The 26,346-nt window shown below is 58.8% G+C and carries 23 protein-coding genes; 14 read left to right on the forward strand and 9 right to left on the reverse strand.

Going from position 1 to position 26,346, the window contains the following annotated elements; translation table 11 throughout:
* Nucleotides 1-147: 147 nt before the first annotated feature.
* Both pap and JL015_RS16910 read right to left on the reverse strand, forming a co-directional pair.
* Complete coding sequence (pap, locus tag JL015_RS16905; protein WP_201019271.1) at nt 148-1,644, reverse strand: polyphosphate:AMP phosphotransferase; 1,497 nt, start codon at nt 1,642-1,644, stop codon at nt 148-150.
* A gap of 275 nt (nt 1,645-1,919) precedes the next feature.
* Nucleotides 1,920-2,501 carry a YciE/YciF ferroxidase family protein gene (locus tag JL015_RS16910; protein ID WP_201019272.1) on the reverse strand — a complete coding sequence of 194 codons (582 nt, stop codon included), beginning with the start codon at nt 2,499-2,501 and terminating at the stop codon, nt 1,920-1,922.
* A 247-nt stretch (nt 2,502-2,748) separates the two neighbouring features.
* Here JL015_RS16910 and JL015_RS16915 point away from each other — a divergent pair, with 247 nt between their 5' ends.
* From JL015_RS16915 to JL015_RS16930, 4 genes are all read left to right on the forward strand, one after another.
* Nucleotides 2,749-3,972: a zinc-dependent alcohol dehydrogenase gene (locus JL015_RS16915; protein WP_201019273.1), complete on the forward strand. Its 1,224-nt coding sequence runs from the start codon at nt 2,749-2,751 to the stop codon at nt 3,970-3,972.
* A gap of 19 nt (nt 3,973-3,991) precedes the next feature.
* On the forward strand, nt 3,992-4,216 hold the full coding sequence (locus tag JL015_RS16920; protein ID WP_201019274.1) for a PLDc_N domain-containing protein: 225 nt from the start codon (nt 3,992-3,994) through the stop codon (nt 4,214-4,216).
* Between the two features lie 255 nt (nt 4,217-4,471).
* Entirely contained in the window at nt 4,472-6,124 is a 1,653-nt protein-coding gene (locus JL015_RS16925) for a J domain-containing protein (protein ID WP_236250233.1), read from the forward strand.
* Nucleotides 6,121-7,059 (forward strand): DUF3829 domain-containing protein, encoded by a 939-nt coding sequence (locus JL015_RS16930; RefSeq protein ID WP_201019275.1) that lies wholly within the window; start codon nt 6,121-6,123, stop codon nt 7,057-7,059. The genes JL015_RS16925 and JL015_RS16930 overlap by 4 nt, the downstream gene beginning before the upstream one ends.
* Before the next feature lie 10 nt (nt 7,060-7,069).
* On the opposite strand, the gene JL015_RS16935 is transcribed toward JL015_RS16930, so the two are convergent.
* Nucleotides 7,070-7,801, reverse strand: coding sequence for an aspartate/glutamate racemase family protein (locus JL015_RS16935; RefSeq protein ID WP_201019276.1), 732 nt, complete (start codon nt 7,799-7,801; stop codon nt 7,070-7,072).
* A gap of 373 nt (nt 7,802-8,174) precedes the next feature.
* Here JL015_RS16935 and JL015_RS16940 point away from each other — a divergent pair, with 373 nt between their 5' ends.
* The 9 genes from JL015_RS16940 to JL015_RS16980 all read left to right on the forward strand — a co-directional run bounded on the left by JL015_RS16940 (nt 8,175) and on the right by JL015_RS16980 (nt 21,539).
* On the forward strand, nt 8,175-9,626 hold the full coding sequence (locus JL015_RS16940) for an NCS1 family nucleobase:cation symporter-1 (RefSeq protein ID WP_201019277.1): 1,452 nt from the start codon (nt 8,175-8,177) through the stop codon (nt 9,624-9,626).
* A 123-nt stretch (nt 9,627-9,749) separates the two neighbouring features.
* Nucleotides 9,750-11,732, forward strand: coding sequence for a bifunctional tRNA (5-methylaminomethyl-2-thiouridine)(34)-methyltransferase MnmD/FAD-dependent 5-carboxymethylaminomethyl-2-thiouridine(34) oxidoreductase MnmC (gene mnmC, locus JL015_RS16945; RefSeq protein WP_201019278.1), 1,983 nt, complete (start codon nt 9,750-9,752; stop codon nt 11,730-11,732).
* 230 nt (nt 11,733-11,962) lie between these two features.
* Nucleotides 11,963-12,631 carry an ABC transporter ATP-binding protein gene (locus JL015_RS16950; RefSeq protein WP_201019279.1) on the forward strand — a complete coding sequence of 223 codons (669 nt, stop codon included), beginning with the start codon at nt 11,963-11,965 and terminating at the stop codon, nt 12,629-12,631.
* 1 nt (nt 12,632) lies between these two features.
* A complete protein-coding gene (locus JL015_RS16955) occupies nt 12,633-15,113 on the forward strand; it encodes an ABC transporter permease (RefSeq protein ID WP_201019280.1) in 2,481 nt (826 codons plus the stop codon).
* On the forward strand, nt 15,103-16,179 hold the full coding sequence (locus JL015_RS16960; RefSeq protein ID WP_201019281.1) for a lipocalin-like domain-containing protein: 1,077 nt from the start codon (nt 15,103-15,105) through the stop codon (nt 16,177-16,179). Before JL015_RS16955 ends, JL015_RS16960 begins: the two co-directional genes overlap by 11 nt.
* Before the next feature lie 204 nt (nt 16,180-16,383).
* Nucleotides 16,384-18,156: an N-acetylglutaminylglutamine amidotransferase gene (locus tag JL015_RS16965; protein ID WP_201019282.1), complete on the forward strand. Its 1,773-nt coding sequence runs from the start codon at nt 16,384-16,386 to the stop codon at nt 18,154-18,156.
* A 3-nt stretch (nt 18,157-18,159) separates the two neighbouring features.
* Nucleotides 18,160-19,908, forward strand: a complete 1,749-nt coding sequence (ngg, locus tag JL015_RS16970) for an N-acetylglutaminylglutamine synthetase (RefSeq protein ID WP_201019283.1) — start codon at nt 18,160-18,162, stop codon at nt 19,906-19,908.
* A gap of 101 nt (nt 19,909-20,009) precedes the next feature.
* Nucleotides 20,010-21,206, forward strand: a complete 1,197-nt coding sequence (locus tag JL015_RS16975; protein WP_201019284.1) for an osmoprotectant NAGGN system M42 family peptidase — start codon at nt 20,010-20,012, stop codon at nt 21,204-21,206.
* 105 nt (nt 21,207-21,311) lie between these two features.
* Nucleotides 21,312-21,539: a YheU family protein gene (locus tag JL015_RS16980; protein WP_201019285.1), complete on the forward strand. Its 228-nt coding sequence runs from the start codon at nt 21,312-21,314 to the stop codon at nt 21,537-21,539.
* 3 nt (nt 21,540-21,542) lie between these two features.
* Here JL015_RS16980 and csrA read toward each other — a convergent pair whose 3' ends face one another.
* From csrA to JL015_RS17000, 4 genes are all read right to left on the reverse strand, one after another.
* Nucleotides 21,543-21,746: a carbon storage regulator CsrA gene (gene csrA, locus JL015_RS16985; protein WP_201019286.1), complete on the reverse strand. Its 204-nt coding sequence runs from the start codon at nt 21,744-21,746 to the stop codon at nt 21,543-21,545.
* A gap of 167 nt (nt 21,747-21,913) precedes the next feature.
* Entirely contained in the window at nt 21,914-22,246 is a 333-nt protein-coding gene (locus JL015_RS16990) for a YnfA family protein (RefSeq protein WP_201019287.1), read from the reverse strand.
* 89 nt (nt 22,247-22,335) lie between these two features.
* Nucleotides 22,336-23,151 carry an SDR family oxidoreductase gene (locus JL015_RS16995; RefSeq protein ID WP_201019288.1) on the reverse strand — a complete coding sequence of 272 codons (816 nt, stop codon included), beginning with the start codon at nt 23,149-23,151 and terminating at the stop codon, nt 22,336-22,338.
* Between the two features lie 104 nt (nt 23,152-23,255).
* Nucleotides 23,256-23,633, reverse strand: coding sequence for a DUF2784 domain-containing protein (locus JL015_RS17000; RefSeq protein WP_201019289.1), 378 nt, complete (start codon nt 23,631-23,633; stop codon nt 23,256-23,258).
* Nucleotides 23,634-23,944: 311 nt separating this feature from the next.
* On the opposite strand from JL015_RS17000, the gene JL015_RS17005 reads away from it, so the two are divergent.
* On the forward strand, nt 23,945-24,103 hold the full coding sequence (locus JL015_RS17005) for a DUF3309 family protein (RefSeq protein ID WP_122314699.1): 159 nt from the start codon (nt 23,945-23,947) through the stop codon (nt 24,101-24,103).
* A gap of 69 nt (nt 24,104-24,172) precedes the next feature.
* Here JL015_RS17005 and JL015_RS17010 read toward each other — a convergent pair whose 3' ends face one another.
* Both JL015_RS17010 and JL015_RS17015 read right to left on the reverse strand, forming a co-directional pair.
* Nucleotides 24,173-25,831 (reverse strand): cation acetate symporter, encoded by a 1,659-nt coding sequence (locus JL015_RS17010; RefSeq protein WP_201019290.1) that lies wholly within the window; start codon nt 25,829-25,831, stop codon nt 24,173-24,175.
* Nucleotides 25,828-26,139, reverse strand: a complete 312-nt coding sequence (locus JL015_RS17015) for a DUF485 domain-containing protein (protein WP_200999788.1) — start codon at nt 26,137-26,139, stop codon at nt 25,828-25,830. Before JL015_RS17015 ends, JL015_RS17010 begins: the two co-directional genes overlap by 4 nt.
* Between the last annotated feature and the right edge of the window lie 207 nt (nt 26,140-26,346).

The following is a 26,346-nucleotide window of genomic DNA, read 5'->3' on the forward strand; positions in this document are numbered from 1 at the left end:
AGTACATTGGTTAGGCGTAATGCCAAGTTGACCGGATTGAAGAACTGCTTGGGTGCAGATTCCTGCCCTAGCCACCTGCCGATGGGTCGTTCTCTGCCATTATTAATCAATCACTTCAAATTGATTTCGACCAGCCACAAGTCTCACCTATTCCCCTTTACTTCTTATCCCTCCCCCCTCCAACGCCTCATTAATCACCCGCAAAACCTTAACCCGCGCCCACCGCTTGTCATTCGCCTCAACCAACGTCCACGGCGCAATCTCGGTACTCGTGCGATCCACCATATCCCCCACCGCCTGGCGATACTGCGGCCATTTTTCGCGGTTGCGCCAGTCGTCTTCGGTGATTTTGTAGCGTTTGAAGGGGATTTTTTCTCGTTCCTGGAAGCGTTCCAGTTGGGTCTGTTCGTCGATGGCGAGCCAGAATTTCACGACGACGATGCCGGCGTCGGTGAGTTGTTCTTCGAAGTCGTTGATTTCGCCGTAGGCTCTGGCCCAGTCGGAGTCGCTGCAGAAGCCTTCGACTCGTTCCACCAGTACCCGGCCATACCAGGAGCGGTCGAAGATGGTGAATTTGCCGCGTGCGGGGATCTGTCGCCAGAAGCGCCAGAGGTAGGGTTGGGCGCGTTCGTCCTGGGTGGGGGCGGCGATGGGGACGATGCTGTATTGGCGTGGGTCGAGTGCGGCGGCGACGCGGCGGATGGCGCCGCCTTTGCCTGCGGCATCGTTGCCTTCGAAGACGGCCACCAGGGCGTGTTTTTTCATGCGTTTGTCGCGCAGGTTGACGGACAGGCGCGCCTGTTCGGCAATCAGTGCTTCCTGGTATTCGTCCTTGCTCAGGCTGCGGCTCAGGTCGAGGCTGTCGAGCAGGGTCAGTTCGCCGTGGTTGGCGGGCAAGGGGCCGAAGGTCAATGGCTTGGGCTCGGCCTTGGGTGTGTTCAATGCGGCCTGCATGCCTTCGAGCAGCAGGCGGCCCACGGTGAGGCTGCGGTAGTTGGCATCCACGCCTTCGATCACATGCCAAGGCGCGTATTCGCGGCTGGTGCGGCGCAGTACTCGTTCGCCGAAGCGCACGAACTTGCCGTAGGTTTTCGATTGCTGCCAGTCCAGCGGGCTGATGCGCCAGCTGTGCAGCGGGTCGTCCTTGAGGGTTTTGAGGCGTAATTTCATCTGTTTGCGGGACAGGTGAAACCAGAATTTGAAGATGAGTGCGCCTTCGTCACAGAGCATTTTTTCCAGGCGTTCGGCACCGCTGATGGCCTGGTCGAGTACCGCATCCTTGAACAGGCCATGCACACGGCCTTGCAGCATCTGGCTGTACCAGTTGCCGAAGAAGATCCCCATGCGGCCCTTGGCGGGCAATTGCCGCCAGTAGCGCCAGGCCGTGGGGTGAGCCAGTTCTTCGTCGGTCTGTCGGTCGAAGGTGCGGACTTCGATCAGGCGCGGATCCATCCACTCGCTGAGCAGTTTGACGGTTTCGCCTTTGCCCGCACCTTCGATGCCGTTGATCAATACGATGATCTGGCGTCCGGCCTGCTCGTGCAAGTCGTACTGGGCTTCCAGCAAGGCTTCGCGCAGCGCAGGCACTTCAGCCTCGTAGATTTCATTGGAGATGGCATGACCTATTTCAGCGGACTCAAACATTAGCGGCACTCTTCAAATGATCTGCGGCTAATGTAGACCACTCATATCATTCAGCTATCCTCCAGGATCAATAAAAGGGGTGAGAAAACCTTGTGCGCTGGCGTCAGTCACAAAACCCGGCTTTCTCACATGGCAACACATCAGGCTAACGACATTACTCTGTCGGGTGTACTGGCTCTTCGCGAATGAATTCGCTCCTACAGAAATTCCATTTAATTCATGAGGTTGTGGTTTGAGAGGAGCCAAGACCCCTCTCACGTGTATGCCTTAACCACTCAGGCCTGTCTTTTCTTGCGGGGTTGTTTTTCTTCCTCTTGATCGTCCTCTACCTCTTGTCCTTCCTCCAGATCCAGCGTGGCGGCCTGGGTACCGCCCTCTTCGGCAATCGCTGTGAGTTTTTCATCGGCGGACTTTTCCTCTGCCAGGGTTTCGCCCAGCACACTCGCGGCATTGTCCAGGCCCAGGTGTTTGGCCATGGCAATCAGCGTTCCGTAGCCGGATATTTCATAGTGCTCGATCTTCTGACAAGCAGCGATAAGGCCCGCATCGAGTACCGGACCCTTTTCGATTTCCTCCAGCAGTTCCTTGCTTTCTTCGATCAACCCTTCCATGGCGATGCACTTGACGCGCTTGAGTTTGATCTCGAACTGCTCGACCAGTTGATCGATACGCTGGATCTGGCCTTGGGTTTCTTCCAGATGCGCATTGAACGCTTCGGCCAGTTTGGGATTGGTGGAGGCCCGGGCCAGTTTTGGCAGGGCTTTGGTGATCTGTTTTTCAGCGCTGTAGATATCGGAAAGCTCGTGAATGAACAGATCCTCAATCGTTGTTCTGCTCTTGCTTGATGCTTTGTTCATCGGGAACCTCGTGGAGTGAGTCCTGCTTCAGGTTGACTGCCTTGAAGGGTTCCGACTGCTTACCCGTCACTGGAGTCGACTGAGGGGGAATAACAGCCGTTCAGGCCGATGAGAAATAAGCCGACGAGCAGTCACGGTGGCTTATCAATGGCCAGCAACCGTTAGTCCATTGCCATGAACCAAACACGACAACCCTCGTTCATCTAAGGCAAGTCCAGACTCCTTCTGGCAAAGCCGAGGGCTGACCATGAGAGCACTGACCTATCACGGGGCGCACAATGTAAAAGTCGATACCGTGCCCGACCCGCAGATACAGGAAGCCGACGACATCATCCTGCGGGTCACGGCCACCGCCATCTGTGGCTCTGACCTGCACCTCTATCACGGCAAGATCCCGGCCACGGAGCATGGCGATATCCTGGGCCATGAGTTCATGGGGATCGTCGAAGAAGCCGGGCCTGCGGTGACCGCTGTACAGCGGGGCGACAGGGTTGTCATTCCATTCGTGATTGCCTGCGGGGAATGTTTTTTCTGCCAGCTGGATCTGTTTTCCGCCTGTGAAACGACCAATACCGGACGCGGCGCGATCCTCAACAAGAAATCCATTCCGCCCGGCGCCGCGCTGTTCGGCTACAGCCATTTGTATGGCGGCATTCCCGGCGGGCAGGCCGAGTATGTGCGGGTGCCGAAAGCCAATGTCGGCCCGTTCAAGGTGCCGGGCACTCTGGCGGACGAGAAGGTTCTGTTTCTCTCCGACATCCTGCCCACCGCCTGGCAGGCGGTGCTCAATGCAGGCATCGGCAAGGGTTCAAGCATCGCCATTTACGGCGCTGGCCCGGTCGGCCTGCTCTGCGCCGCGTGCGCGCGAATGCTGGGGGCCGAACGGATTTTCATCGTCGATCATTACCCTTATCGGCTGGCCTATGCACAAAAGACCTACGGCGCCATCCCGATCAATTTCGATGAAGACGATGACCCGGCCGACACCATCATTCGCCAGACACCCGGCATGCGCGGTGTCGATGCCGTGGTGGATGCGGTCGGTTTCGAGGCCAAGGGCAGCACCACGGAAACCGTGCTCGCGACCCTCAAGCTGGAAGGCAGCAGCGGCAAAGCCTTGCGCCAGTGCATCGCCACTGTGCGGCGCGGCGGCGTGGTGAGTGTGCCGGGGGTTTATTCCGGTTTTATTCACGGTTTCATGTTTGGCGATGCGTTCGACAAGGGCCTGACCTTCAAGATGGGCCAGACCCATGCCCAACGCTTCATGCCCGAACTGCTGGAGCATATCGAAACCGGTCGACTGGCCCCTGAAGCGATCATCACCCACCGGATGTCACTGGAAGATGCCGCCACGGGTTACAAGATTTTCGACAAGGGCCAGGAGGATTGTCGCAAGGTGATCCTGACGCCAGGCAACAACTCCATCAGCGTGCCGGAACCCGACTCCACGATCGTGCTTCCTGCAACATGACAGGTACGGAGGTGCCGGAATGGAAATGTCCACCGTGTTCTGGATCGCCGTGGCGGTCATGGTCATGCTGCTCGACGCCTGGGTCATCAACAGCGTCTGGCGCTCACGCAAAAGCCTGGCGACCAAGGCAGGCTGGAGTGCTCTGGTGGTGGTCCTGCCAGTGATCGGTGCCGGTATCTGGGGAGTCGCCGGCCCACGCGGCGTGGTTGAAGGGCCTACGTCGTCGGAGCATAGCAAGGGGTAAAGCCGCCGGCAGTAGGAGCGAATTCATTCGCGAGAGGTCAGTACATCCGACAGAGATAGGTCGTTTGAAATACCTTCGCGAATGAATTCGCTCCTACGGAATGCATTGATGCGCACCACCTGAGTACACGCAAGTTTGTGCAATACCTGCCGATACAGCGAGTCACCTTCAAGATTCGTACTGTGTCCCAGGAGTCCCACACCCCATGACTGTCGGCATACCCCTCAGCCTACTGCTTGTGCTGGATGTGCAGGAATGAATTGCTGGTCTGTGCTGGGGCTGGAACCCGATGCCGATACCCGCAGTATCAAGCGTCAATACGCAGCCCTGCTCAAACAACACCGACCAGACGAGGATCCTGAGGGGTTTCAACGTCTGCGCGATGCCTATGAACAGGCTCTGAACTGGTCTGCCGAATGGCAAGAGGTGCAGGCCTTCGATCCGGCCCCGACATTTGCCCCGCTTGATGTCCTGCCGCTGAACGACGGTTCGACCCCAGCCTGGAAGCTGGCGGAGCAACTGCTTGAAGGCATCACGGCAGATAACCTGGTCGAGCGCATGGAACAGGCTCGCACGAGTTATTGCGAAGCGGAGTTTGAAGGGCGCTTGCTGCTCCTCTGTCTATCGAGCCCTGAAGTCATGAAGGAGATGGCAGAGCCTGTCGTGCAGCACCTTTACTGGCTGACTCCATGGCAGCGTCAGGATATTTCTTATGCGGCCACCGAACCCGTATTGAACTATCTGCTGAGCCATACCGAACACCAGCTGCATAGCGCGCTGGACACAGGAAACATCCAGCGCTTGCTGGATCTGTGCCGCAACCTTGAACAAAAAGCCTGGCTACAGACACTCGACCGTCGCCAGTGGCTCAATGAGTGTCTGGCCCGGCTGCTGCTCAACGCCACGTTCTGGTCCAACCCGTTGTTCGACGCGCTATGCGCAAGCCAAGGCTGGAAACAGACAGGAAACCTTACGCCTTGGCGCTATTGGAGCGAGCTGCTGCAGCGCAGCCACAGCACCGCTTTTCTTGAGGAGCAACAGCGTCTCGCAGCCCAGAAAAGCGAAAGTCCTGATTCCAGAGCAGCCCGCCTGTTGTTTCAGCCCATGCAAGAGGATGCCCGAGTGCAGCTCACGGCTGCATTCAACAAGGCCGACTGGCAGATGTGCGAACACCTGGCCAATACCGTACAGCACCGCTATCCACAACTGGCAAGCGAAATGCCGGGCATGGACCCTTACTTCTGGCGTCCGCTGCAGCGCAGCCCAGCAGTATGGGCACTGCCCCTTGCAATCCTCGGTTCAACCGGGGAAATAGCCTTCAACGATTATTTTCGTCTGGGCAGCAGCCTGCTTGAAACACTGAGCACAATGCTGGAGATGGCCGCACTGTTCGGCTTGTTGGCGTGGTGCGTGAGCTGGGTGTGTCGAGCCGTTGCCCTGAATGCCTGGCGCACGGACAAGGCTCTGAGAGAACGCTGCGGTCACTGGCTGAGCCTGCGACGTCCCACGCCATTGCCGCTACATGAAAGTCTGCCGGGGTGGTTGCTTGCGATACCGGCCTTTCTGGCAGGTGGCATTGGCGCACTGCTGGTCTACACGGCAGTCCTGCTGGGCCTGGCCCTGCTGAGCCGCACGTCCAGGCCAGACCGTCGTAAGCAGGCATTTACAGAATCACCGCCCGGCTCATGGCTACGGGAAATGAGAATCGGCATAGCCTTCGGACTGCTGGCGTCTTCGCTCTGGGTAGCCGTCGCCATCATCAACTATCGCCCGCTGGGCGAAGATCAGGGCATGCACCCCTGGCCACTGCGCCTGTGCGCAACCCTGGACGACACTTCACCGCCCTGTCAGGTACAGGTGACACGTCAGCAATGGTACGCACCTTCCACGCAAGGAGGCCGACCATGATCAGTAGTCGCGCCTTTGTTGTCGCCGTATGCGTGTTTCTGGGGATTGCCTGGTTGCACCAGATACTCGTGCCGTCTCGCGAAAAACCAGAGTCTGTATCAACCCAGTTGCTGAAGATGAACAAATGCCTGGCTTACAGCGATACGTTGCTGCGCATTCGTTATCACTTTTACCAGACCCGTTTTGACGATGTGATCGCTCGCAATCCCTCTCCAAGCCGGACGTTCAGCGGCTTCGGCATGGGCTCTGCCGAGAAGGACTCTACAAGTCCCTGCTCCTTTCATGTGAGCGGCGGGCACAAATGGAACAGCCTTCTGGACATTGCCGCTTATGATTACATCCAGGCCTATGACAATCTGCGCCCTGAAGCCCGTAAGGTCGAACAACTGTACGTTGAGCGATACCCCGAGATACCGGTTGCGCGCCAGCTCAATGAGTTGCTCACCCAAAGAATGGACGAGTTGTACGAACGTGCGCCCGCCTTCAATCAGGCGCTCGAACAGCCAATGCTGCAATTGCGCAGCAAACAACTCAAGCAAATCGAACAACGCCTCGGACGCGATCAGCACTGGCACACGCTCAATTTCATGCTGATGGCGCGCCTGGCAATCAATCAACTGGATGAGCAGGCGGGCAGTCAGCGCCTGACTCCCGAGCAGGTTCAGGCCTTGCACCGCTCATTGCTGGCAGCCTGGACCGATGCTGAAGACTACTTCAAGACCTTGCCACGTCTGACCTCAGCCGGAGGCGGCAAACCTGTGTGGCGCGAGATCAGCGAGCCGGCCAAGACCTGGATCGACGCCTTGGCTACCCTGCAACAACACTGGACCGCTCGGGCAGAACCCGAGCAATTGAGTAACGATTTCATCGCCGTAGACAACGGCTATGACCGGATGTGGACGCTGTATAACCTGGCTGCATTTGGCAAGTATTGAGCGCTGCCTTTCAGCGACTCAAATACGCAAAACGCCCCTTGAACGGTTTGCCGATCGGGTCGGCCAGATCACCATGCTTGCTGGTGGTCAGGCCCAGGTCCACCAGCGATTCGGCCAGTTTCACGGCGGCGCTGACGCCTTCCACTACGGGCAGGCCGATGGCTTCGCTCAGTTGTCGAGGCAGGTCAGCCATGCCGCCGCAACCCAGCACGATGGCACCGGCGCCCTCCTCGTCACGGGCGCGGCGGGCCTGTTCGACCATGCGTTCGATCAGTTCCGGGCCGCCTTCTTCCAGGGCCAGGACTGGCAAATCTATACAACGCACCGAAGTGCAGAGTTCGCTGAAGCCATAACGTTGCAGCAGGTGCTCGGCAATGATCCGGGTGCGGCTCAGGGTGGTGACAACGGCAAAGCGTGTGGCAATCAGGCCTGCCATGTGAAAGGCGGCTTCGGCGATACCGATGACCGGTGCAGTGGCGTACTCGCGGGCGGCCAGCAGGCCTGGGTCGCCGAAGCAGGCGATGATGTGGGCATCGACCTGTTGATCTCGTCCTTTGCGTATTTCCTCCAGCACGCCCAGCGTGGCAATGGCTTCGTCAAAATGCCCTTCGATGGACACCGGCCCGTCCTCGGGGCTGCACGCGATGATTTGCGTGCCCGGTCGCGCTATCGCCTGGGCGGCCAGCCCGATCTTGTGGGTCATGGCATCGCTGGTGTTGGGGTTGATCACTTGAATACGCACAGGGCCTCCTTCAGCGCTGCTTGAAAATGCCATGAAAGTTATTGGCACTCACGATTGTATACAGAAATAGTGCCATGTTGGGTTATCGCTCAGATAGCCCGCACCCCATCCCATTTGCGCAGGCAAGCAGCTTCCTCAGGGCATGAATGCACTTCTATCGAGCAAAACCGCCCTGTTTTCGCGCACTGAAAGCACCATTTGTGGATGATCCCACGCACCGGTGTTCCCTCCTTGAACTCCCGCCCGGCAATACTCTGGAGGCTTTTTCCCTGAGAATCCGGGCCATGGCATACGTCTTGCGTACAAGATCGTATACAAAAACGCCATCACTCGTACCCAGCTACAGCGATGGCCCAACGAGGGAGGGAATGCCATGACAGACCAACGCCCGGCCGAATACAGCCCGCGCCTGCACAATCATGATCTGGGGCCGATCCCCCAGAAGTGGACCTGGTACAACATTTTTGCCTTCTGGATGAGCGATGTTCACAGCGTCGGCGGTTATGTATTCGCCGCCAGCCTGTTCGCTCTCGGGCTGGCGAGCTGGCAGGTGCTGATCGCGCTGTTGGTGGGCATTTGCATCATTCAGGTGATTGCCAATCTGGTGGCCAAGCCCAGCCAGCAGGCTGCGGTGCCCTACCCGGTCATCTGTCGCCTCGCCTTCGGGGTCTTCGGGGCCAATATTCCAGCCATCATCCGTGGCCTGATCGCGGTGGCCTGGTATGGCATTCAGACTTATCTGGCGTCCAGCGCGCTGGTGATTGTGGTGCTGCGTTTCTTCCCGGAACTGGCCGCTTATCAAGACGTGAGTTTCCTGGGGCTTTCATACCTGGGCTGGTTCGGCTTCCTGACGCTCTGGGTGGTGCAGGCGATTGTGTTCTGGTCAGGCATGGAGTCGATCCGTCGCTTCATCGACTGGGCTGGCCCTGCGGTCTATGCCGTCATGTTCGTTCTCGCGGGCTGGATCGTCTGGCGTGCGGGCTGGGACAACATCAGTTTCACTCTGGCTGAAAAGGAGCTGTCCGGCTGGGCGGCCTTTGGTCAGGTGATCATGGCCATCGCGCTGGTGGTGTCGTATTTCTCAGGCCCGACCCTGAACTTCGGCGATTTCAGCCGTTACTGCCGGAGCATGGAAGACGTACGACGCGGCAACTTCTGGGGCCTGCCGGTGAACTTCCTGGCGTTTTCCCTGGTAACGGTGGTGATCGTTTCCGGCACGCTGCCAATTTTCGGGGAAATGATCCATGACCCGATTGCGACCGTCGCCCGTATCGACAACACCACTGCCGTGCTGCTGGGCGCGTTCACTTTTGTCACCGCCACCATCGGCATCAACATTGTCGCCAACTTCGTTTCGCCGGCCTTCGATTTCGCCAACGTGGCACCCAGCCGTATCAGCTGGCGTGCAGGCGGGATGATCGCGGCAGTCGCTTCCATCTTCATCACCCCATGGAACCTGTTCAATAACCCGGAAGTGATTCACTACACCCTGGATATCCTGGCCGCCTGCATCGGCCCGCTGTTCGGCATCCTGCTGGTGGACTACTACCTGGTGAAGAAACAACAGATCGATGTCGATGCCCTGTTCAATGACACACCCAGCGGTCGTTACTGGTACACCAACGGCGTGAACCGTGTCGCGGTCACCGCCCTGCTGCTGAGCGCACTGGTGGGCCTGTGCTTTACCTTCATCCCATGGTTCAAGCCGATTGCCAACTTCGCCTGGTTCACCGGCTGCTTCCTGGGCGGCGTCTTGTACTACGGCCTGACTCTGTGGCCACGCAAGCAACCGGACAATGTGAGCAGCCCGGTCGCCCAGCACTGAAAAACCTGCCGGACAGGTCCTGCACAGGGCTTGTCCGGCTGTAATCCTCACCGTGGGTCAATCTGAACCGCTTTTGTCTGCATACACGGGTAAAATGCCGCCTCTGCCACCGCCGAGCCGAACATGACCATTACCCGCCACGCCCAGATCGACTGGGATGAACAAGGCAATCCTCATTCCCGCGCCTTTTCCGATGTCTATTTCTCCACCGAATCCGGCCTGGAAGAAACCCGCCATGTGTTTCTGGTACAGAACGATCTGCGCGTGCGTTTCACGGCCTTGCCTGCGGGTGAACGGCTGGTCATCGGTGAAACAGGTTTCGGCACCGGTCTGAACTTTCTCTGCGCCTGGCAGTTGTTTCAGGAGTGCGCTCACCCCGAGGCACGGCTGCATTTTGTCAGCGTCGAGAAATTCCCTCTCAACCGCGTAGACCTGCAACGCGCCCTGGCCTTGTGGCCGGAACTGGCAGCTTTTGCCGAGCCATTGCTCGATCAATACATCGCTGTGCATGAAGGCTTTCAGCGGCTGGTCTTCGACGACGGGCGAATCACCCTGACGCTGCTGATCGGCGATGCTCTGGAGATGCTGCCGCAACTGGACGGGCAGATCGATGCCTGGTTTCTCGACGGTTTTGCACCGGCCAAGAATCCGGAAATGTGGACACCGGAGCTGTTCGCCGAACTGGCGCGACTGTCGGCGCCCGAGGCGAGTATTGGCACCTTTACCAGCACCGGCTGGGTTCGACGCGCCCTGAACGCGGCGGGCTTCAAGATGAAGCGTGTACCGGGCATCGGCCATAAATGGGAAGTGCTGCGCGGCAAGTTCATCGCCTGGCCTGAAGAGGCTCCACTGCCCTCGCCCATCAAGCCATGGTTTGCCCGACCCGCTGCCCTTCAGGGTGAACGCAAGGCGCTGGTGATCGGTGCCGGGCTGGCGGGTTGTGCCACGGCAGACAGCCTGGCGAAGCGCGGCTGGCAGGTAAGCCTGCTGGAGCGTCACGCCCAACCGGCGCAAGAGGCCTCGGGCAATCCGCAGGGCGTGCTTTATTTGAAGCTGTCGGCACACGGCACGGCCTTGTCGCAGTTGATCCTCAGTGGTTTCGGCCACACGCGACGGCTGCTTGAGCGCCTGCAAAGGGGGGTCGACTGGGACAACTGCGGCGTACTGCAACTGGCTTTCGACGACAAGGAAGCCCAGCGCCAGCAGCAACTGGCCGACGCCTTCCCCGAAGAGCTGCTGCATCGGCTGGATCAGCCTTCTGCCGAGGCGCGCAGCGGTATAAACCTGCGTTGGGGCGGGCTGTTTTTCCCTGAAGGCGGCTGGGTTCATCCGCCAGCGCTGTGTCATTCGCAGGTTGCGCACCCGAATATCAAACTGATTGCGCATCACGAAGCACTGGAATTGCGTCGCGTCGATGGGCAATGGCAGGCCTGGAATCAGGAGCAACTGATCGACAGTGCGCCGGTGGTGGTGCTCGCAGGTGCTGCGGATATCAAACACTTTGCGCAAAGCGCCGACCTGCCGCTCAAACGCATTCGCGGGCAGATCACCCGCCTGCCGCAGACCGACAACAGCCAGGTATTGCGCACGGTGGTCTGCGCGGAAGGTTATGTCGCGCCGACACGACTGGGTGAGCACACCTTGGGTGCCAGCTTCGATTTCAACAGTGACGACCTGAATACCAATACCGCCGATCACCTGAGCAATCTGCAATTGTTGCAGGAAATATCCGAAGACCTGACCGAGCGTCTCGGCGCGTCGGAGTTGTTGCCGGAGCAGTTACAGGGACGTGCCGCCTTCCGTTGCACCAGCCCGGATTACCTGCCAATCGTCGGGCCGCTGGCAGACAGGGAATCGTTTATTCAGGCTTATGCGGCGCTTGGCAAAGATGCCCGACAGGTGCCGGACATTGCCTGCCCTTGGCTGGACGGGCTGTACGTCAACAGTGGCCATGGTTCACGCGGCCTGATTACTGCGCCCTTGTCCGCCGAGCTGATCGCCGCCTGGCTGGATAACGAACCGCTGCCGCTGCCCCGCAGCGTGGCAGAGGCCTGCCATCCCAACCGGTTTGCCTTGCGGGGGTTGATTCGCAGACAGGGGAAATGACCTGGTTTTTCACTTTTTGGGAGGCAGCTTGCTGGCGACTTCTCGTACAGACGCAGAATATCTGCCAGTTTTCAGACCCTTTTCGCCAGCAAGCTGCCTCACACAAGTTTCTGCTACACCCAATAGAAATGCATCGTATGAAACGCCGCCTTCACGAATGAATTCATTCACACACCCATAGGCGATAGCCGTTATCCTCAAGGTATGACCACTTCCAACCGGGCACCCCGATGTTGAATGTGCAAAACGTGTTCAAGAGCTATCCCTCGGCCCAAGGCCCGGTAGAGGTCTTGCGTGGCGTCGATTTGCATCTGGAACGTGGTAGCAGTCTGGCGCTGATGGGCGAGTCGGGCAGTGGCAAAAGCACCTTGCTGCATCTGGTGGCGGGGCTGGATCAGATCGACAGCGGCACCATCACCGTCGCCAATCAACAACTGAACAGCATGAGCGAAGCCCGGCTGGCCAACTGGCGGCGAACCGAAATCGGTCTGGTGTTCCAGCAGTTCAACCTGATCGAAAGCCTCAAGACCGAAGACAATCTGGCGTTCCAGGCACGCCTGGCCGGACGCCATGACCCGCTCTGGCAGGCGCAACTGATTGAACGCCTCGGCCTGGGTGATCTGCTCCATCGCTATCCAGAGCAATTGTCCGGCGGTCAACAGCAGCGGGTTGCCATCGGACGCGCACTCGCTTCGCGCCCTGCCCTGCTGCTGGCCGACGAGCCCACCGGCAACCTCGACGAAGCCACCAGCGATGAAGTGCTGCAATTGCTGCTGGACCTGCTGAATGACAGCAGCACCAGCCTGCTGATGGTCACTCACAGCTCCCGTGTCGCAGAACGACTGGCACACAAGGTCACATTGCACAGGGGGCGCCTGGTCGTAACGGGCGAAGGCTGATATGCGAGTGTTTTATTGGACAGTGCGCGCCCTGCTCAGCCATTGGCGTCGCCATCCGGTGCAGTTTTTCAGTCTGCTCACCGGGCTATGGCTGGCTACCAGCCTGTTGACCGGTGTTCAGGCCTTGAACAGCCAGGCACGGGAAAGCTATCAGCGGGCCAGTCAGATGATTGGTGGCGAACCGCAAACCAGCCTGACAGCGCCAAACGGCGCGGCTTTCTCGCAGGATCTATTCATCGAGCTGCGGCGAGCCGGTTGGCCGGTATCGCCGATGGTGCAGAGTCGCATCACACTGAAGGGGCTGGAGGATCAACGCCTGCAACTGATCGGGATCGAACCGGTGACGTTGCCCAGTGGTTCAGCAGTGGCCGGGCAGACGCTGGATACCCGGCAAGTCCTCGACTTTCTCGCTCCGCCGGGCGCGACCTGGATTGCTCCTCAGACCCTTCAGGCACTTGGCCTGCAAGAGGGGCAGCGCCCGGAAACCCATGACGGTCTGGCCCTGCCGCCTCTGCACATCAAGAAAGATATGGCACCGGGAGTCTTGCTGACCGATATCGGCTTTGCTCAACCGCTGCTGCACCTGCCCGATCAATTGACCCGCCTGCTGCTGCCCAAGGAGTTTGCCGCTGACAATCCGGCTCTGCCGCCAGCCCTCAGCGAACAATTGGTGATCAAAAAGAGCGGCGAAGAAAATAATCTGCAACGCCTGACCGAAAGCTTTCACCTGAACCTGAATGCGCTGGGGGTGCTGTCCTTTGTGGTCGGGCTGTTTATTGTTCATGCCGCGATTGGTCTGGCACTGGAACAACGTCGGGGTCTGCTGCGCAACCTGCGGGCGTCAGGCGTCAGTGCTCGCCTGCTGATCGCTGCGCTGGCTCTGGAGCTTGGGGCAATGGCTTTGCTCGGCGGGCTGCTGGGCGTCGTCAGTGGTTACTGGCTGGCCAGTCTGTTGTTACCGGATGTCGCGGCCAGCCTGCGTGGCCTGTACGGGGCCGAGGTGGACGGACAGTTGAACCTGAATATCGGGTGGTGGCTCAGCGGCATTGCCTTGAGCCTGCTCGGCGCATTTCTGGCCGGGGCCAACAGTTTGTTGCGCGCCGCACGCCTGCCACTGCTGGCTTTGGCCAATGCACAAGCCTGGCAACAGGCCCATGCACGCTGGTTGCGGCGTCAGGCCTGGGTTGCCGCTGCCAGTGCAAGCGGGGCTCTGGCGGCCTGGCTTTTCGGCAACAGCCTGGGCTGGGGCTTTGTATTGATATCTGCCTTGCTGTTGAGTGCGGCGCTGGGGTTGCCGGTATTGCTGGATGCGCTGCTGAACGGATTGCTGAAGCGCAGCCGTTCGGTCCTGGGGCAGTGGTTTCTGGCCGATTGCAGACAGCAACTGCCCGCCTTGAGCCTGGCGTTGATGGCCCTGCTTCTGGCAATGGCAGCCAATGTCGGGGCCGGCAGCATGACTTCAGGCTTTCGCCAGACCTTCAGTCACTGGCTGGAGCAACGCCTGAGCGCAGAGCTTTACGTCACGCCGCAAACCCCGGATCAATCCAGAGAGATGCAGGCCTGGCTGGGCAAGCAGCCCGCCATCACGGCAGTGCTGCCCAACTGGCAGGTGCCGATCCAGTTGCAAGGCTGGCCTGCGGACCTGTTCGGCATCATCGAGCATGAGACTTATCGCCAGCACTGGGTATTACTGGAGTCGACGACAGAAGATCCCTGGAACCAACTCGCCCATCAGGACACCCTGATGCTCAGCGAGCAACTGGCCAGGCGGCTCAAGCTCGGGCTGGGCGATACCCTGAACATTCCTGTCCCTGCCGGTAAGTGGTCGCCACGTATCGTGGCTATCTACGCCGACTACGGTAATCCCAAAGGCCACCTGCTGGTCAATGCCAGGCACCTGCTTGAGCACTGGCCGCACCTGGCGCCCATTCGTTTCAACCTGCGAATCGATCATGCTGCCACACCGCCACTGGTGAGTGAACTGCAAACCCGGTTTGCACTCGACGACAATCGCATCATCGATCAAAGCCAGCTCAAGTACTGGTCGAATCAGGTGTTCGAGCGCACTTTCGCCGCCACTGCCGCACTCAACAGCCTGACGCTGGCTGTGGCGGGTGTGGCGCTGTTCATTGGTCTGCTGACGCAAAGCCAAAGCCGACTCGGACAACTGGCCCCGCTCTGGGCGCTGGGCGTTACCCGTCGCCAGTTGATGTTGCTCAATCTGGGCCAAACCTGGTTATTGGCTGTGCTGACACTCCTGCTCGCCCTCCCTCTTGGGCTCATGCTGACCTGGTGCCTGAATACCGTGATCAATGTCCAGGCATTCGGCTGGCGCTTGCCTTTACAGGTTTTCCCCCTGCAACTGCTGCAATTGATGGGGCTGGCGTTACTGGCCACCTTGCTGGCATCGGCCTGGCCACTGCTGAAGCTGCACCTCACCCGGCCAGCCGACCTGCTCAGGACATTCGCCAATGAAAACTGACTGGCTGCGGCTGGCATGCTTAACGCTGTTGCTCACCGCATGCGACCAGCAACCACCTCCAGAAACCGGCTTCGCCGGGATGGGCAACCAGGCCGACGAATATGCTCAGGTCAAGCCAGGCCGGGTGTTTTCATTCCCTGAAGATCACGGCCCGCATCCCGGATTTCGTATCGAGTGGTGGTACATCACCGCCACCCTCAAGGACGAAAAGGGCCAGGACTTCGGCGTGCAATGGACGCTGTTCCGCAACGCCCTGCGCCCTGAACCAACCGGCACCGGCTGGAATGACAACACGATCTGGCTGGGCCATGCCGCCGCAACCTCTGCCAGCCAGCATCATGTGGCCGAGCGCTACGCCCGCGGCGGCGTCGGGCAGGCAGGCGTCAAGCTCACGCCCTTCTCGGCCTGGATCGACGACTGGTCGCTGAACAGCGAATCGCAGGCGCAAGACCCGCTGGCGAAGATGCAATTGCAGGCAGCCGGGAAGGACTTTCAATACGACCTGCAACTCACCTCCAGCAAACCCCTGGTGCTGCAGGGGGAACAGGGATATAGCCAGAAGTCCGATCAGGGCCAGGGCTCGTACTATTACAGCCAGCCCTTTTTCGAGGCCAGCGGCAGCCTGACGATGGATGGCAAGACCTATCAGGTCAGCGGTCACGCCTGGCTTGACCGGGAATGGAGCAGCCAGCCCTTGACCGCCAACCAGTCCGGCTGGGACTGGCTATCCCTGCATCTGGACGGCGACGAACACGTAATGCTGTATCGCATGCGCCACAAAAACGGCGAGCCTTACCTGAGCGGCACCTGGATCAGCGCAGACGGCAAGACCCAAAGCCTGCATGCCCGAGACATCGACATGAAGCCCCTGAACGAAACCGAAGTCGCCGGGCGACGCTTGCCGACTCGCTGGTCGATCAGGATCCCCGGCAGGAATCTGGATATCACCACCGATGCCCTGAACCCCGGGTCATGGATGGGGTTGAGCATTCCTTACTGGGAAGGGCCGGTGAAAGTCAGCGGGAGTCAGAGCGGGGTCGGCTATCTGGAGATGACGGGGTATTAGGCGTTTTCTTTTTGCCGAAGCGAATTTCTTCGCGAGAAACCCATTGAGGAAATGCATCGACTTCAATGATGTCTCGCGGATAAATCCGCTCCTACACGGCCTGCTTATAACCTATTGATCTAAAACTCCCACAACGCCTACGGGTCAGTTTCTGGGTGACTGCACTTTTCGGTCACCTCCCCAACGGAAACCCGGTAAGGAATTATGTGCGGATTAGCAGGTGAATTACGTTTCGACCAACAACCAGCGGATCTTGCCGCTGTTGAACGCATTACCCATGATCTGGCGCCACGCGGCCCGGATGCCTGGGGCTTTCATAGTCAGGGGCCGATTGCCCTGGGCCATCGGCGGCTGAAGATCATGGACCTGTCCGACGGTTCGGCACAGCCCATGATCGATAGTCAGTTGGGCCTGTCCATGGCCTTCAACGGCGCCATCTACAACTTCCCCGAACTGCGGGACGAGCTGGAAGGGCTGGGTTATCAGTTCCATTCCGGTGGCGACACCGAGGTGTTGCTCAAGGGCTATCACGCCTGGGGCGTTGATATGCTGCCCAAGCTCAATGGCATGTTTGCGTTCGCCATTTGGGAGCGCGACACCCAGCAGTTGTTCATTGCCCGCGACCGTCTGGGCGTCAAGCCGCTGTATCTGTCGCATACCGACAAGCGCCTGCGTTTTGCATCGACGCTGCCGGCCCTGCTCAAGGGTGGCGATATCAGCCCGATGCTCGACCCGATCGCCCTCAATCACTATCTGAATTTCCATGCCGTGGTGCCTGCACCACGCACGCTGCTGGCCGGCGTCGAGAAACTGCCCCCAGCCAGCTGGATGCGCATTCAGGCCAACGGCAAGATCGAGCAGCAAACCTGGTGGCGTCTGCCTTACGGCCCCCATGACGACGAGCAGAATCTGACCCTGGAAGACTGGCGCGACCGCGTACTGGACAGCACCCGCGAAGCGGTAGCGATTCGTCAGCGTGCGGCGGTGGATGTGGGCGTGCTGCTTTCCGGCGGCGTCGATTCAAGCATGCTGGTGGGTCTGTTGCGTGAAGTCGGCGTCGAAGACCTGTCGACCTTTTCCATCGGTTTCCAGGATGCCGGTGGCGAGCGCGGGGATGAGTTCCAGTATTCGGACCTGATCGCCAGACACTATGGCACTCGTCACCATCAGTTGCGTATTCAGGAAAGCGAGATCATCGAGCAATTGCCTGCGGCCTTCCGGGCCATGAGCGAGCCGATGGTGAGTCACGACTGCATCGCGTTCTATCTGTTGTCACGGGAAGTGGCCAAGCACTGCAAGGTTGTGCAGAGCGGTCAGGGCGCGGACGAGCTGTTTGCCGGTTATCACTGGTATCCGCAGGTCGATGGCGCGAGCGACCCGGTGGCCGCTTATCGTGCAGCGTTCGTGGACCGCAGCTACGACGAATACACCGCCACCGTACAAGCCAAATGGCTGACCGCCACTGACGCGGCAGGTGATTTCGTACGCGATCACTTTGCCCAGCCTGGCGCAACGGCTGCCGTGGACAAGGCTCTGCGTCTGGACAGCACCGTGATGCTGGTTGAAGACCCGGTCAAACGGGTGGACAACATGACCATGGCCTGGGGCCTGGAAGCACGGACACCGTTTCTCGACTATCGTCTGGTTGAGCTGTCTGCACGCATCCCCGGCAAGTTCAAACTGCCGGATGGCGGCAAACATGTCCTGAAGGAAGCGGCGCGACTGGTCATCCCTTCCGAGGTGATCGATCGCAAGAAAGGTTACTTCCCGGTGCCGGGCCTCAAGCATTTGCAGGGCGACACCCTCAACTGGGTGCGCGAGCTGCTGCTGGACTCCAGCCAGGATCGAGGCCTGTTCAACCCGGCGATGATCGACACGCTGTTGACCAACCCTCAGGGCCAACTCACGCCGTTACGCGGCTCCAAGCTGTGGCAATTGGCTGCGCTGAATCTGTGGCTCAGCGAACAAGGACTCTGATCGATGAAACACAATGCGACGGCTTACAGCCAACGATTGTTGCGCACACAGTCGCCCTCCTATGAACGCCTGCAAGCACGCTTCGCCGAAGACGGCAGCCAGCCGGATAACGAACCACTGGCGCTGCACTGCGGCTGGGGCCGCTTGTTGATTGGCCATACCTACCCCGACGCGACCGCGCTGGCCCAGGAACTGCTCAACGAAAAACCCGGCGAACGCGATATCGCGCTGTACGTGGCGGCGCCCCAGCAAGTGCTGGCACAGTCGCCGCAGCAGTTGTTCCTCGACCCGTCCGATACATTGCGGCTGTGGTTCAGTGACTATCGCCCGGCGCAGCGTGTCTTTCGGGGCTTTCGCATCCGTCGGGCGCAGAACGAGGCCGACTGGCAGGCCATCAATAACCTGTACATCGCGCGCGGCATGCTGCCCATCGATCCTGCCCTGCTGACGCCACGCCACCTGGGCGGCCCCGTCTACTGGCTGGCCGAGGATGAAAGCAGCAACTCGGTGATCGGCAGTGTCATGGGCCTGAATCATCAGAAGGCATTCAACGACCCGGAAAACGGCAGCAGCCTGTGGTGCCTGGCAGTCGATCCGCAATGCACACGTCCCGGCGTGGGCGAAGTGCTGGTGCGTCATCTGATCGAGCATTTCATGAGCCGTGGCTTGAGCTATCTCGATCTGTCGGTACTGCACGACAACAATCAGGCCAAGGCGCTGTATGCCAAGCTGGGGTTTCGCAACCTGCCGACCTTTGCCATCAAGCGCAAGAACGGCATCAACGAATCGCTGTTCCTGGGCCCTGGCCCTCAGGCGGATTTCAATCCCTACGCACGGATCATCGTCGAAGAGGCGCACCGGCGCGGTATCGATGTGCAGGTCGATGATGCCGATGCCGGGCTGTTTACCTTGAGTTACGGCGGACGCCGCATTCGATGCCGTGAATCGCTGAGCGATCTGACCAGCGCGGTCAGCATGACGCTGTGTCAGGACAAGAGCCTGACCCACCGGGCCCTCAAGGCAGCCGGCCTGCGCCTGCCTGCTCAACAGCGGGCAGACAGCGCCGATGACAATCTGGCGTTCCTTGAAGAACACGGGCGGATCGTGGTCAAGCCGCTGGATGGCGAGCAAGGTCAAGGGGTTGCCGTGGACCTGCGCACCTTCGATGAAGTGCAGGAAGCCATCGAGCGCGCCCGTCAGTTCGACACCCGCGTGATTCTGGAAAGCTTCCATGAAGGTCTGGACTTGCGCATCGTGGTCATCGGTTTTGAAGTGGTGGCCGCTGCGATTCGCCGTCCTGCGGAAATCATTGGCAACGGTCGCGACACCATCAAGCAATTGATCGAAGCTCAAAGCCGCCGTCGCTCTGCCGCAACCAGTGGCGAAAGCAAGATCCCGATGGATGAAGAAACCGAACGCACGGTACGCGACGCAGGCCATGACTACTCCAGCATCCTGCCAATGGACCAGCGCCTGGCCGTACGGCGCACCGCCAACCTTCACACCGGCGGCTGCCTTGAGGATGTCACTGCAATCCTGCATCCGGTGCTGAGCGACGCCGCAGTGCGTGCCGCACGGGCGCTGGACATCCCGGTAGTGGGCCTGGACCTGATGGTGCCTGCCGCCGACCAGCCCGAATACGTTTTCATTGAAGCCAACGAGCGCGTCGGACTCGCCAACCACGAACCACAACCCACCGCCGAACGTTTTGTCGACCTATTGTTTCCGCACAGCCTGCCTGTGCATGGTTGAACCATAGCTGCAAGTTTCAAGCGTCAAGCTACAAGTAAGGGCAGCTACCCCACTTGCAGCTTGCATCTTGAAGCTTGCAACTGCTTTAAGGAGCTCCCTCCATGCCTGTTGAGAAAATCCCCGATCCGGATCTGAACTACCTGCAGAAAGTACTGCTGGAAATGCTCGCCATTCCGAGCCCTACGGGTTTTACCGACACTATCGTGCGCTATGTCGCCGAACGCCTGGAAGAACTGGGCATCCCGTTTGAACTGACACGGCGCGGCACCATCCGCGCCACGCTCAAAGGTAAGCAGAACAGCCCCGACCGCGCGGTTTCTGCGCATCTGGACACCATTGGTGCGACCGTTCGCGAGGTCAAGGACAACGGACGTCTGGCACTGGCGGCGGTCGGCTGCTGGTCAAGCCGCTTTGCCGAAGGCAGCCGGGTCAGCGTGTTCACCGATACCGGCGTGATCCGTGGCAGCGTATTGCCGCTGATGGCGTCCGGTCATGCGTTCAATACCGCCGTGGATGAAATGCCCATCAGTTGGGAACATATCGAGCTGCGCCTGGATGCCTATTGCACGACCCGCGCCGACTGCGAATCGCTGGGGATCAATATCGGTGACTTCGTGGCCTTCGATCCGCTGCCGGAATTCACCGAAAGCGGCCATATCAGTGCCCGCCACCTGGACGACAAGGCAGGCGTGGCCGCATTGCTGGCGGCACTCAAGTCGATTGTCGACAGCGGTGAGGAACCACTGATCGATTGCCACCCACTGTTCACCATTACCGAGGAAACCGGTACCGGTGCAGCGGGCGTCCTGCCCTGGGATGTCAGCGAGTTTGTCGGCATCGATATCGCGCCGGTCGCACCCGGCCAGCACTCCAGCGAACATGCCGTGAGCGTGGCGATGCAGGATTCGGGCGGGCCTTACGACTATCACCTGTCGCGGCATCTGCTGCATCTGGGCGTGGAGAACGAATTGCCTGTGCGCCGCGACCTGTTTCGCTATTACTACAGCGATGCCCATTCGGCCGTGACTTCGGGGCATGACATTCGTACCGCGTTGCTGGCTTTTGGCTGCGATGCCACCCACGGTTACGAGCGCACGCATATCGACAGCCTCGCGGCCCTGAGCAAACTGCTGGGTGCCTACATGCTCAGCCCACCGGTATTCGCCAGCGACGCCAAACCGGCACAGACTTCACTGGAGCGTTTCAGTCATCAGATCGAACACGACGCACAGATGGAATCCGACACCCGTGTGCCACCGGTGGATAGCCTGATCGGGCAGAATCGCGAAGAGGTTTGAGGTTCTGGCCTTTCGCGACTGAAGTCGCTCCTACCACGGTATGCGTAGGAGCGACTTCTGTCGCGAAGAGGCCTATCATCGCGGGCTACCGATACGAGAACCAGCATGCTGATCCCTTACGACCAACTTGAACCCGACACCCTCACCCGCCTGATAGAAGACTTCGTGACCCGCGACGGCACGGACAATGGCGATGAAACGCCTCTGCAAACCCGCGTGCTGCGCGTACGTCATGCCTTGAGCAAAGGTCAGGCGGTGATTTTCTTCGACCTCGAAAGCCAGCAGTGCCAGCTAATGCCCAGGCATGATGTGCCCAAAGACTACTTCGACTGAGGCTCAGGCCGCTGGCGACTCGGGAGCGGCCTCCTGCTGCGAGAGCTTTCTGGCTATGCGTCGAAACACTTCGGCACGGTGGATCTTGATGTCTTTGGGGGCGTCGATTCCGAGCCTGACCTGATTGCCGTTCACACCGAGGATTTGCACGGTGATGTTGTCACCGATGGAGAATGACTCGCCAATTTCCCGCGTCAATACCAGCATTTTTCCGACTCTCTTGTTATTGCAAAGAGTGCAGAGTGCGCCCCTGAAAAGGCCGCTTCAATGAGGCTGCGGTAAATCAGTAACGTCCTTCAATGCCAACAGATCACGCTGTCGGAAACGTCTTACTTGCAGACCTGACGAGTAGGAAAAATGCTGGTTGCAGACGCTCAGGACGCCGACCAGCGTGGCCCCAGCAGGATGATCGTCGCACCGATGACGCACAACGCAGCACCAAACCAGTCGGTACTCAAGGGCCGAATCCGCTCGACCACTCCCAGCCACGCTATGGAAGCAATGATGTAGATCCCGCCATAAGCCGCATAGGCACGTCCGGCATAGGCCGCTTCAATCCGGGTCAGCAACAGCGCGAACACCGTCAGGCTGATCAGGGCCGGTATCACCCACAAGGCCGTCTTGCCCTGGCGCAACCACATCCAGAACGCATAACAACCGAAGATCTCGAACAGGGCCGCAAGGAAAAACCAGAAGTAATTGAGCACGTGAAGTCTCGTCAGTCAGGGCTTGAATGGCGGCACCCTATCAGAAAAAGGCATTCCTGATCGGCCATGAAGCCCTGCCTGACAACGAATCAGGCTTTCGTCTGTCGGGCCTTGGCGCGCATCTTGGCGCACATGGTCGTCATCTCGTCATAGAGCGCCTGGGGATGCTTGCGCTTCAGTGTCCAGGCATCACGGCCCTGTTCATGGGGCAGGATCATGAACTCGCCCTTGGCCACTTCCTCGAAGATGTAATCGGCAATATCGCTGGCGGTGATCGGCGAGCTTTCCAGCAGTTTGCCAACCTGGGCTTTCATCGCAGGTGTCGGGCCACGGAAGGAGTCCAGCAGGTTGGTCTGAAAGAACGACGGGCACACCACATGCACGCCGACTTCCTGTTCCTTCAATTCCACCAGCAGGCTTTCCGACAGCGCCACCACGCCCGCCTTGGCGACGTTGTAATTGCTCATGGCCGGCCCCTGCATCAAGGCCGCCATGGAGGCGATATTGATGATCTTGCCCTTGCTGGCCTCCAGCATCGGCAGGAAGGCCTTGCAGCCCTTGACCACGCCCATGAGGTTGATCGCGATCTGCCAGTCCCAGTCCTCCAGGGACAACTCACTGAAGAAACCGCCCGACGCGACACCGGCGTTGTTGACGATGATATCGATGCCGTCGAAGCGTTCTTCGCAGGCTTGCGCCAACGCCATGAGCTGGCTGTAGTCGCGCACATCGCAGCGCTGGGTAAATCCATTGCCACCGGCTTCGCGTACCAACGCCAGGGTTTCCTGCAAACCGCTGTCGTTGACGTCGGACAATGCCAGACGCCAGCCTTCGCGAGCCCAGCGCAGTGCAATTTCACGGCCCAGGCCTGAGCCTGCGCCAGTAATCATGATGCGATTTTGCATAAAGAGTGCCTTGTGGTTTGCAGGACGTTGGCTGGAGTGTAATCACAGCTGACAGTCGGTAATGCCACCATCAAGGTGCTGAATGCCCAAGGCAAACCCGGGGCTTATGTCTGCCTGCTACGACGCACGAAGCGGATCAGCAGCCAGCCATAGATCGCGGCATTGATCGACACCACAACGGCGCCCAGCCACAACTGGATCTGCGGCGTCAGCGCCGCCGGGTAGATGAGAGGAATCAGATAATGCTCGATAAAGCCGCCGTCATACCCCTGCATACCGGCCTTTTGACGCAGGGCGTTTTCCAGAGGCGTCAACGGGCAATACAGGTGAAAGAACTCCACCGAAGCTCCCCACACCATGGCCGGGACATGAAGAAACCCTATCCAGGGCCTGCGCAATACGAGCAGGCCGCCAAACAGAACGAAGACAATGAACAACAGATGAAAAACGACAACGGCATCGGCCGCGAATCGATAAAGCATGAGAATCGTACCGTATAAAAGTTCAATTATTTTCAGGCTGACCATTTATCCATAAAACAGGACGTGCGTCATATAAAACCTGAAAAGTTCAATAATAATCACCCCTTTAAACAGGGTAAAACACCTTCGATAAAAACACTCAAGACATTGAAATACATAGCATTTTTTAATAATTCAAAATTCCTTGAAATATTCAGAACCTTTCAAGAATCGCAACAGTCGGATAATTCAAGCAGTGAAAATTTCATACCGACTGGTAAGCGTTTTAACTGCACACGTCATTCAACACTCACGGAAAGAAGGAACTCATCATGGGCATAAGCACGATTCTTATCATCGTTCTGATTCTGATACTGATCGGTGGTCTGCCGGTCTTCCCGCACTCCCGTAACTGGGGTTATGGCCCGTCGGGTGTTGTCGGTACGATCCTGATCATTCTGCTGGTTCTGGTATTGCTTGGCAGGATATGACCTTATCGGTCACCCAATGAAAAAGCAGCCCGAACGGGCTGCTTTTTTTATTGCCGATGAAACGTGGGCTTAGTGTGACGACGCACCGCTGGCGCCCAGGCCAGTCTGCGAGCGGACGAATTGCGGATAGAACAGGGCACGTTCGTCGTCTGCTGCCTTGGACTTGTCGGTGATGGAGAAGAACCAGATACCGACGAAGGCGATGATGATGGAGAACAGCGCCGGGTACTCGTACGGGAAAATGGCTTTCGGGTTGTGCAGGATCTGCACCCAGATGGTCGGACCCAGCACCATCAGCACCACAGCGCTGACAAGGCCCATCCAGCCGCCAATCATAGCGCCACGGGTGGTCAGGTTCTTCCAGTACATGGAGAGCAGCAGGACCGGGAAGTTGCAGCTTGCGGCGATGGAGAACGCCAGGCCTACCATGAACGCGATGTTCTGGCTTTCAAAGGCGATACCCAACAGGATGGCCACGACCGCCAGGGCGATAGTCGTCATCTTGGAAACGCGGATCTCATCCTTCTCGTTGGCCTTGCCTTTCTTGATCACGCTGGCATACAGGTCATGGGACACTGCCGACGCACCGGCCAGGGTCAAGCCTGCAACCACAGCCAGGATTGTGGCGAACGCCACCGCCGAGATGAAGCCCAGGAACAGACTGCCACCTACCGCGTTGGACAGATGCACCGCCGCCATGTTGTTACCACCGATCAAGGCACCTGCTGCATCCTTGAACGCAGGGTTGGTGCTGACCAGCAAGATAGCGCCGAAACCGATGATGAAAGTCAGGATGTAGAAGTAGCCGATGAAACCGGTGGCGTAGAACACCGACTTGCGGGCTTCCTTGGCATCGCTCACGGTGAAGAAGCGCATCAGGATGTGTGGCAGACCAGCAGTACCGAACATCAGTGCCAGACCGAGGGAGAACGCCGAGATCGGGTCTTTCACCAGACCGCCAGGGCTCATGATCGCTTCACCTTTAGGGTGAACGGCGACCGCCTGGGCGAACAGTTGGTTGAAGTCGAAGTTGACGTGCTTCATGACCATCAGCGCCATGAACGAGGCACCCGACAGCAGCATCACTGCCTTGATGATCTGTACCCAGGTGGTCGCCAGCATGCCGCCGAACAGCACATACAGGCACATCAGGATACCGACCAGAATCACCGCCACGGTGTAATCCAGACCGAACAACAGCTGGATCAGTTTACCGGCACCCACCATCTGGGCAATCAGGTAGAACGCCACCACCACCAGCGAACCGCAGGCGGACAGGGTGCGAATCTCTTTTTGCTTCAGGCGATAGGACGCTACGTCGGCGAAGGTGTACTTGCCCAGGTTACGCAGGCGTTCGGCGATCAGGAACAGAATGATCGGCCAGCCCACCAGGAAGCCGATCGAGTAGATCAGGCCATCGTAGCCGGAGGTGTAAACCAGTGCGGAAATACCCAGGAAGGACGCCGCCGACATGTAGTCGCCTGCAATCGCAAGACCGTTCTGGAAACCGGTGATCTTGCCGCCTGCCGCGTAGTAGTCGGACGCCGAGTTGTTTTTCTTGGATGCCCAGTAGGTGATGTAGAGGGTGAACGCCACGAACATGACGAACATGATGATCGCCGGTACGTTCAAAGGCTGCTTCTGCACCGCCCCGGTAAGGGCGTCTGCTGCCATGAGAGCGGGTGCGAATGCTGCAAGGCCTAGAGCCGCGGAGAGACGACGGATCATTGCTGAATCTCCTTGAGAATTGCATTGTTCAGTTCGTCGAACTCACCGTTGGCGCGGCGTACGTAGATTCCCGTCAGAATGAAAGCCGAGATGATCAGGCCGACCCCTATCGGCATGCCCCACGTAATGGTCGAAGTCGCGCTGATCTTGGCTCCCAGAATATGAGGCCCATACGCAATCATGAGAATGAATGCGGCATAGAGCCCGAGCATGATCGCCGAGAGAATCCAGGCGAAACGCTCTCTTTTGGAAACCAGCTCCTTGAAGCGCGGGCTGTTTTGAATCGAGAGGTAAATGCTGTCGTTCATTGTTTTTGTCCTCGCAGCACAGATGAGTTGTCACGCCATCAACTTTAGTCAGGTCCGGCACGTACTCCAGACGACCTTAGTATTAGAACGACATTAATCATTGAAGCACTTCAAGAGACTTTCGCAGGAGCCAATCAACCCCGGACAAACAAAAGGCCATCTGCCGAGAACGACAGATGGCCTTGATAGACCTGATACAGACGCTTT

The sequence above is a fragment of the Pseudomonas cichorii genome, assembly GCF_015471405.1.
In the GTDB taxonomy this organism is placed as follows: Bacteria; Pseudomonadota; Gammaproteobacteria; order Pseudomonadales; family Pseudomonadaceae; genus Aquipseudomonas; species Aquipseudomonas serbiensis.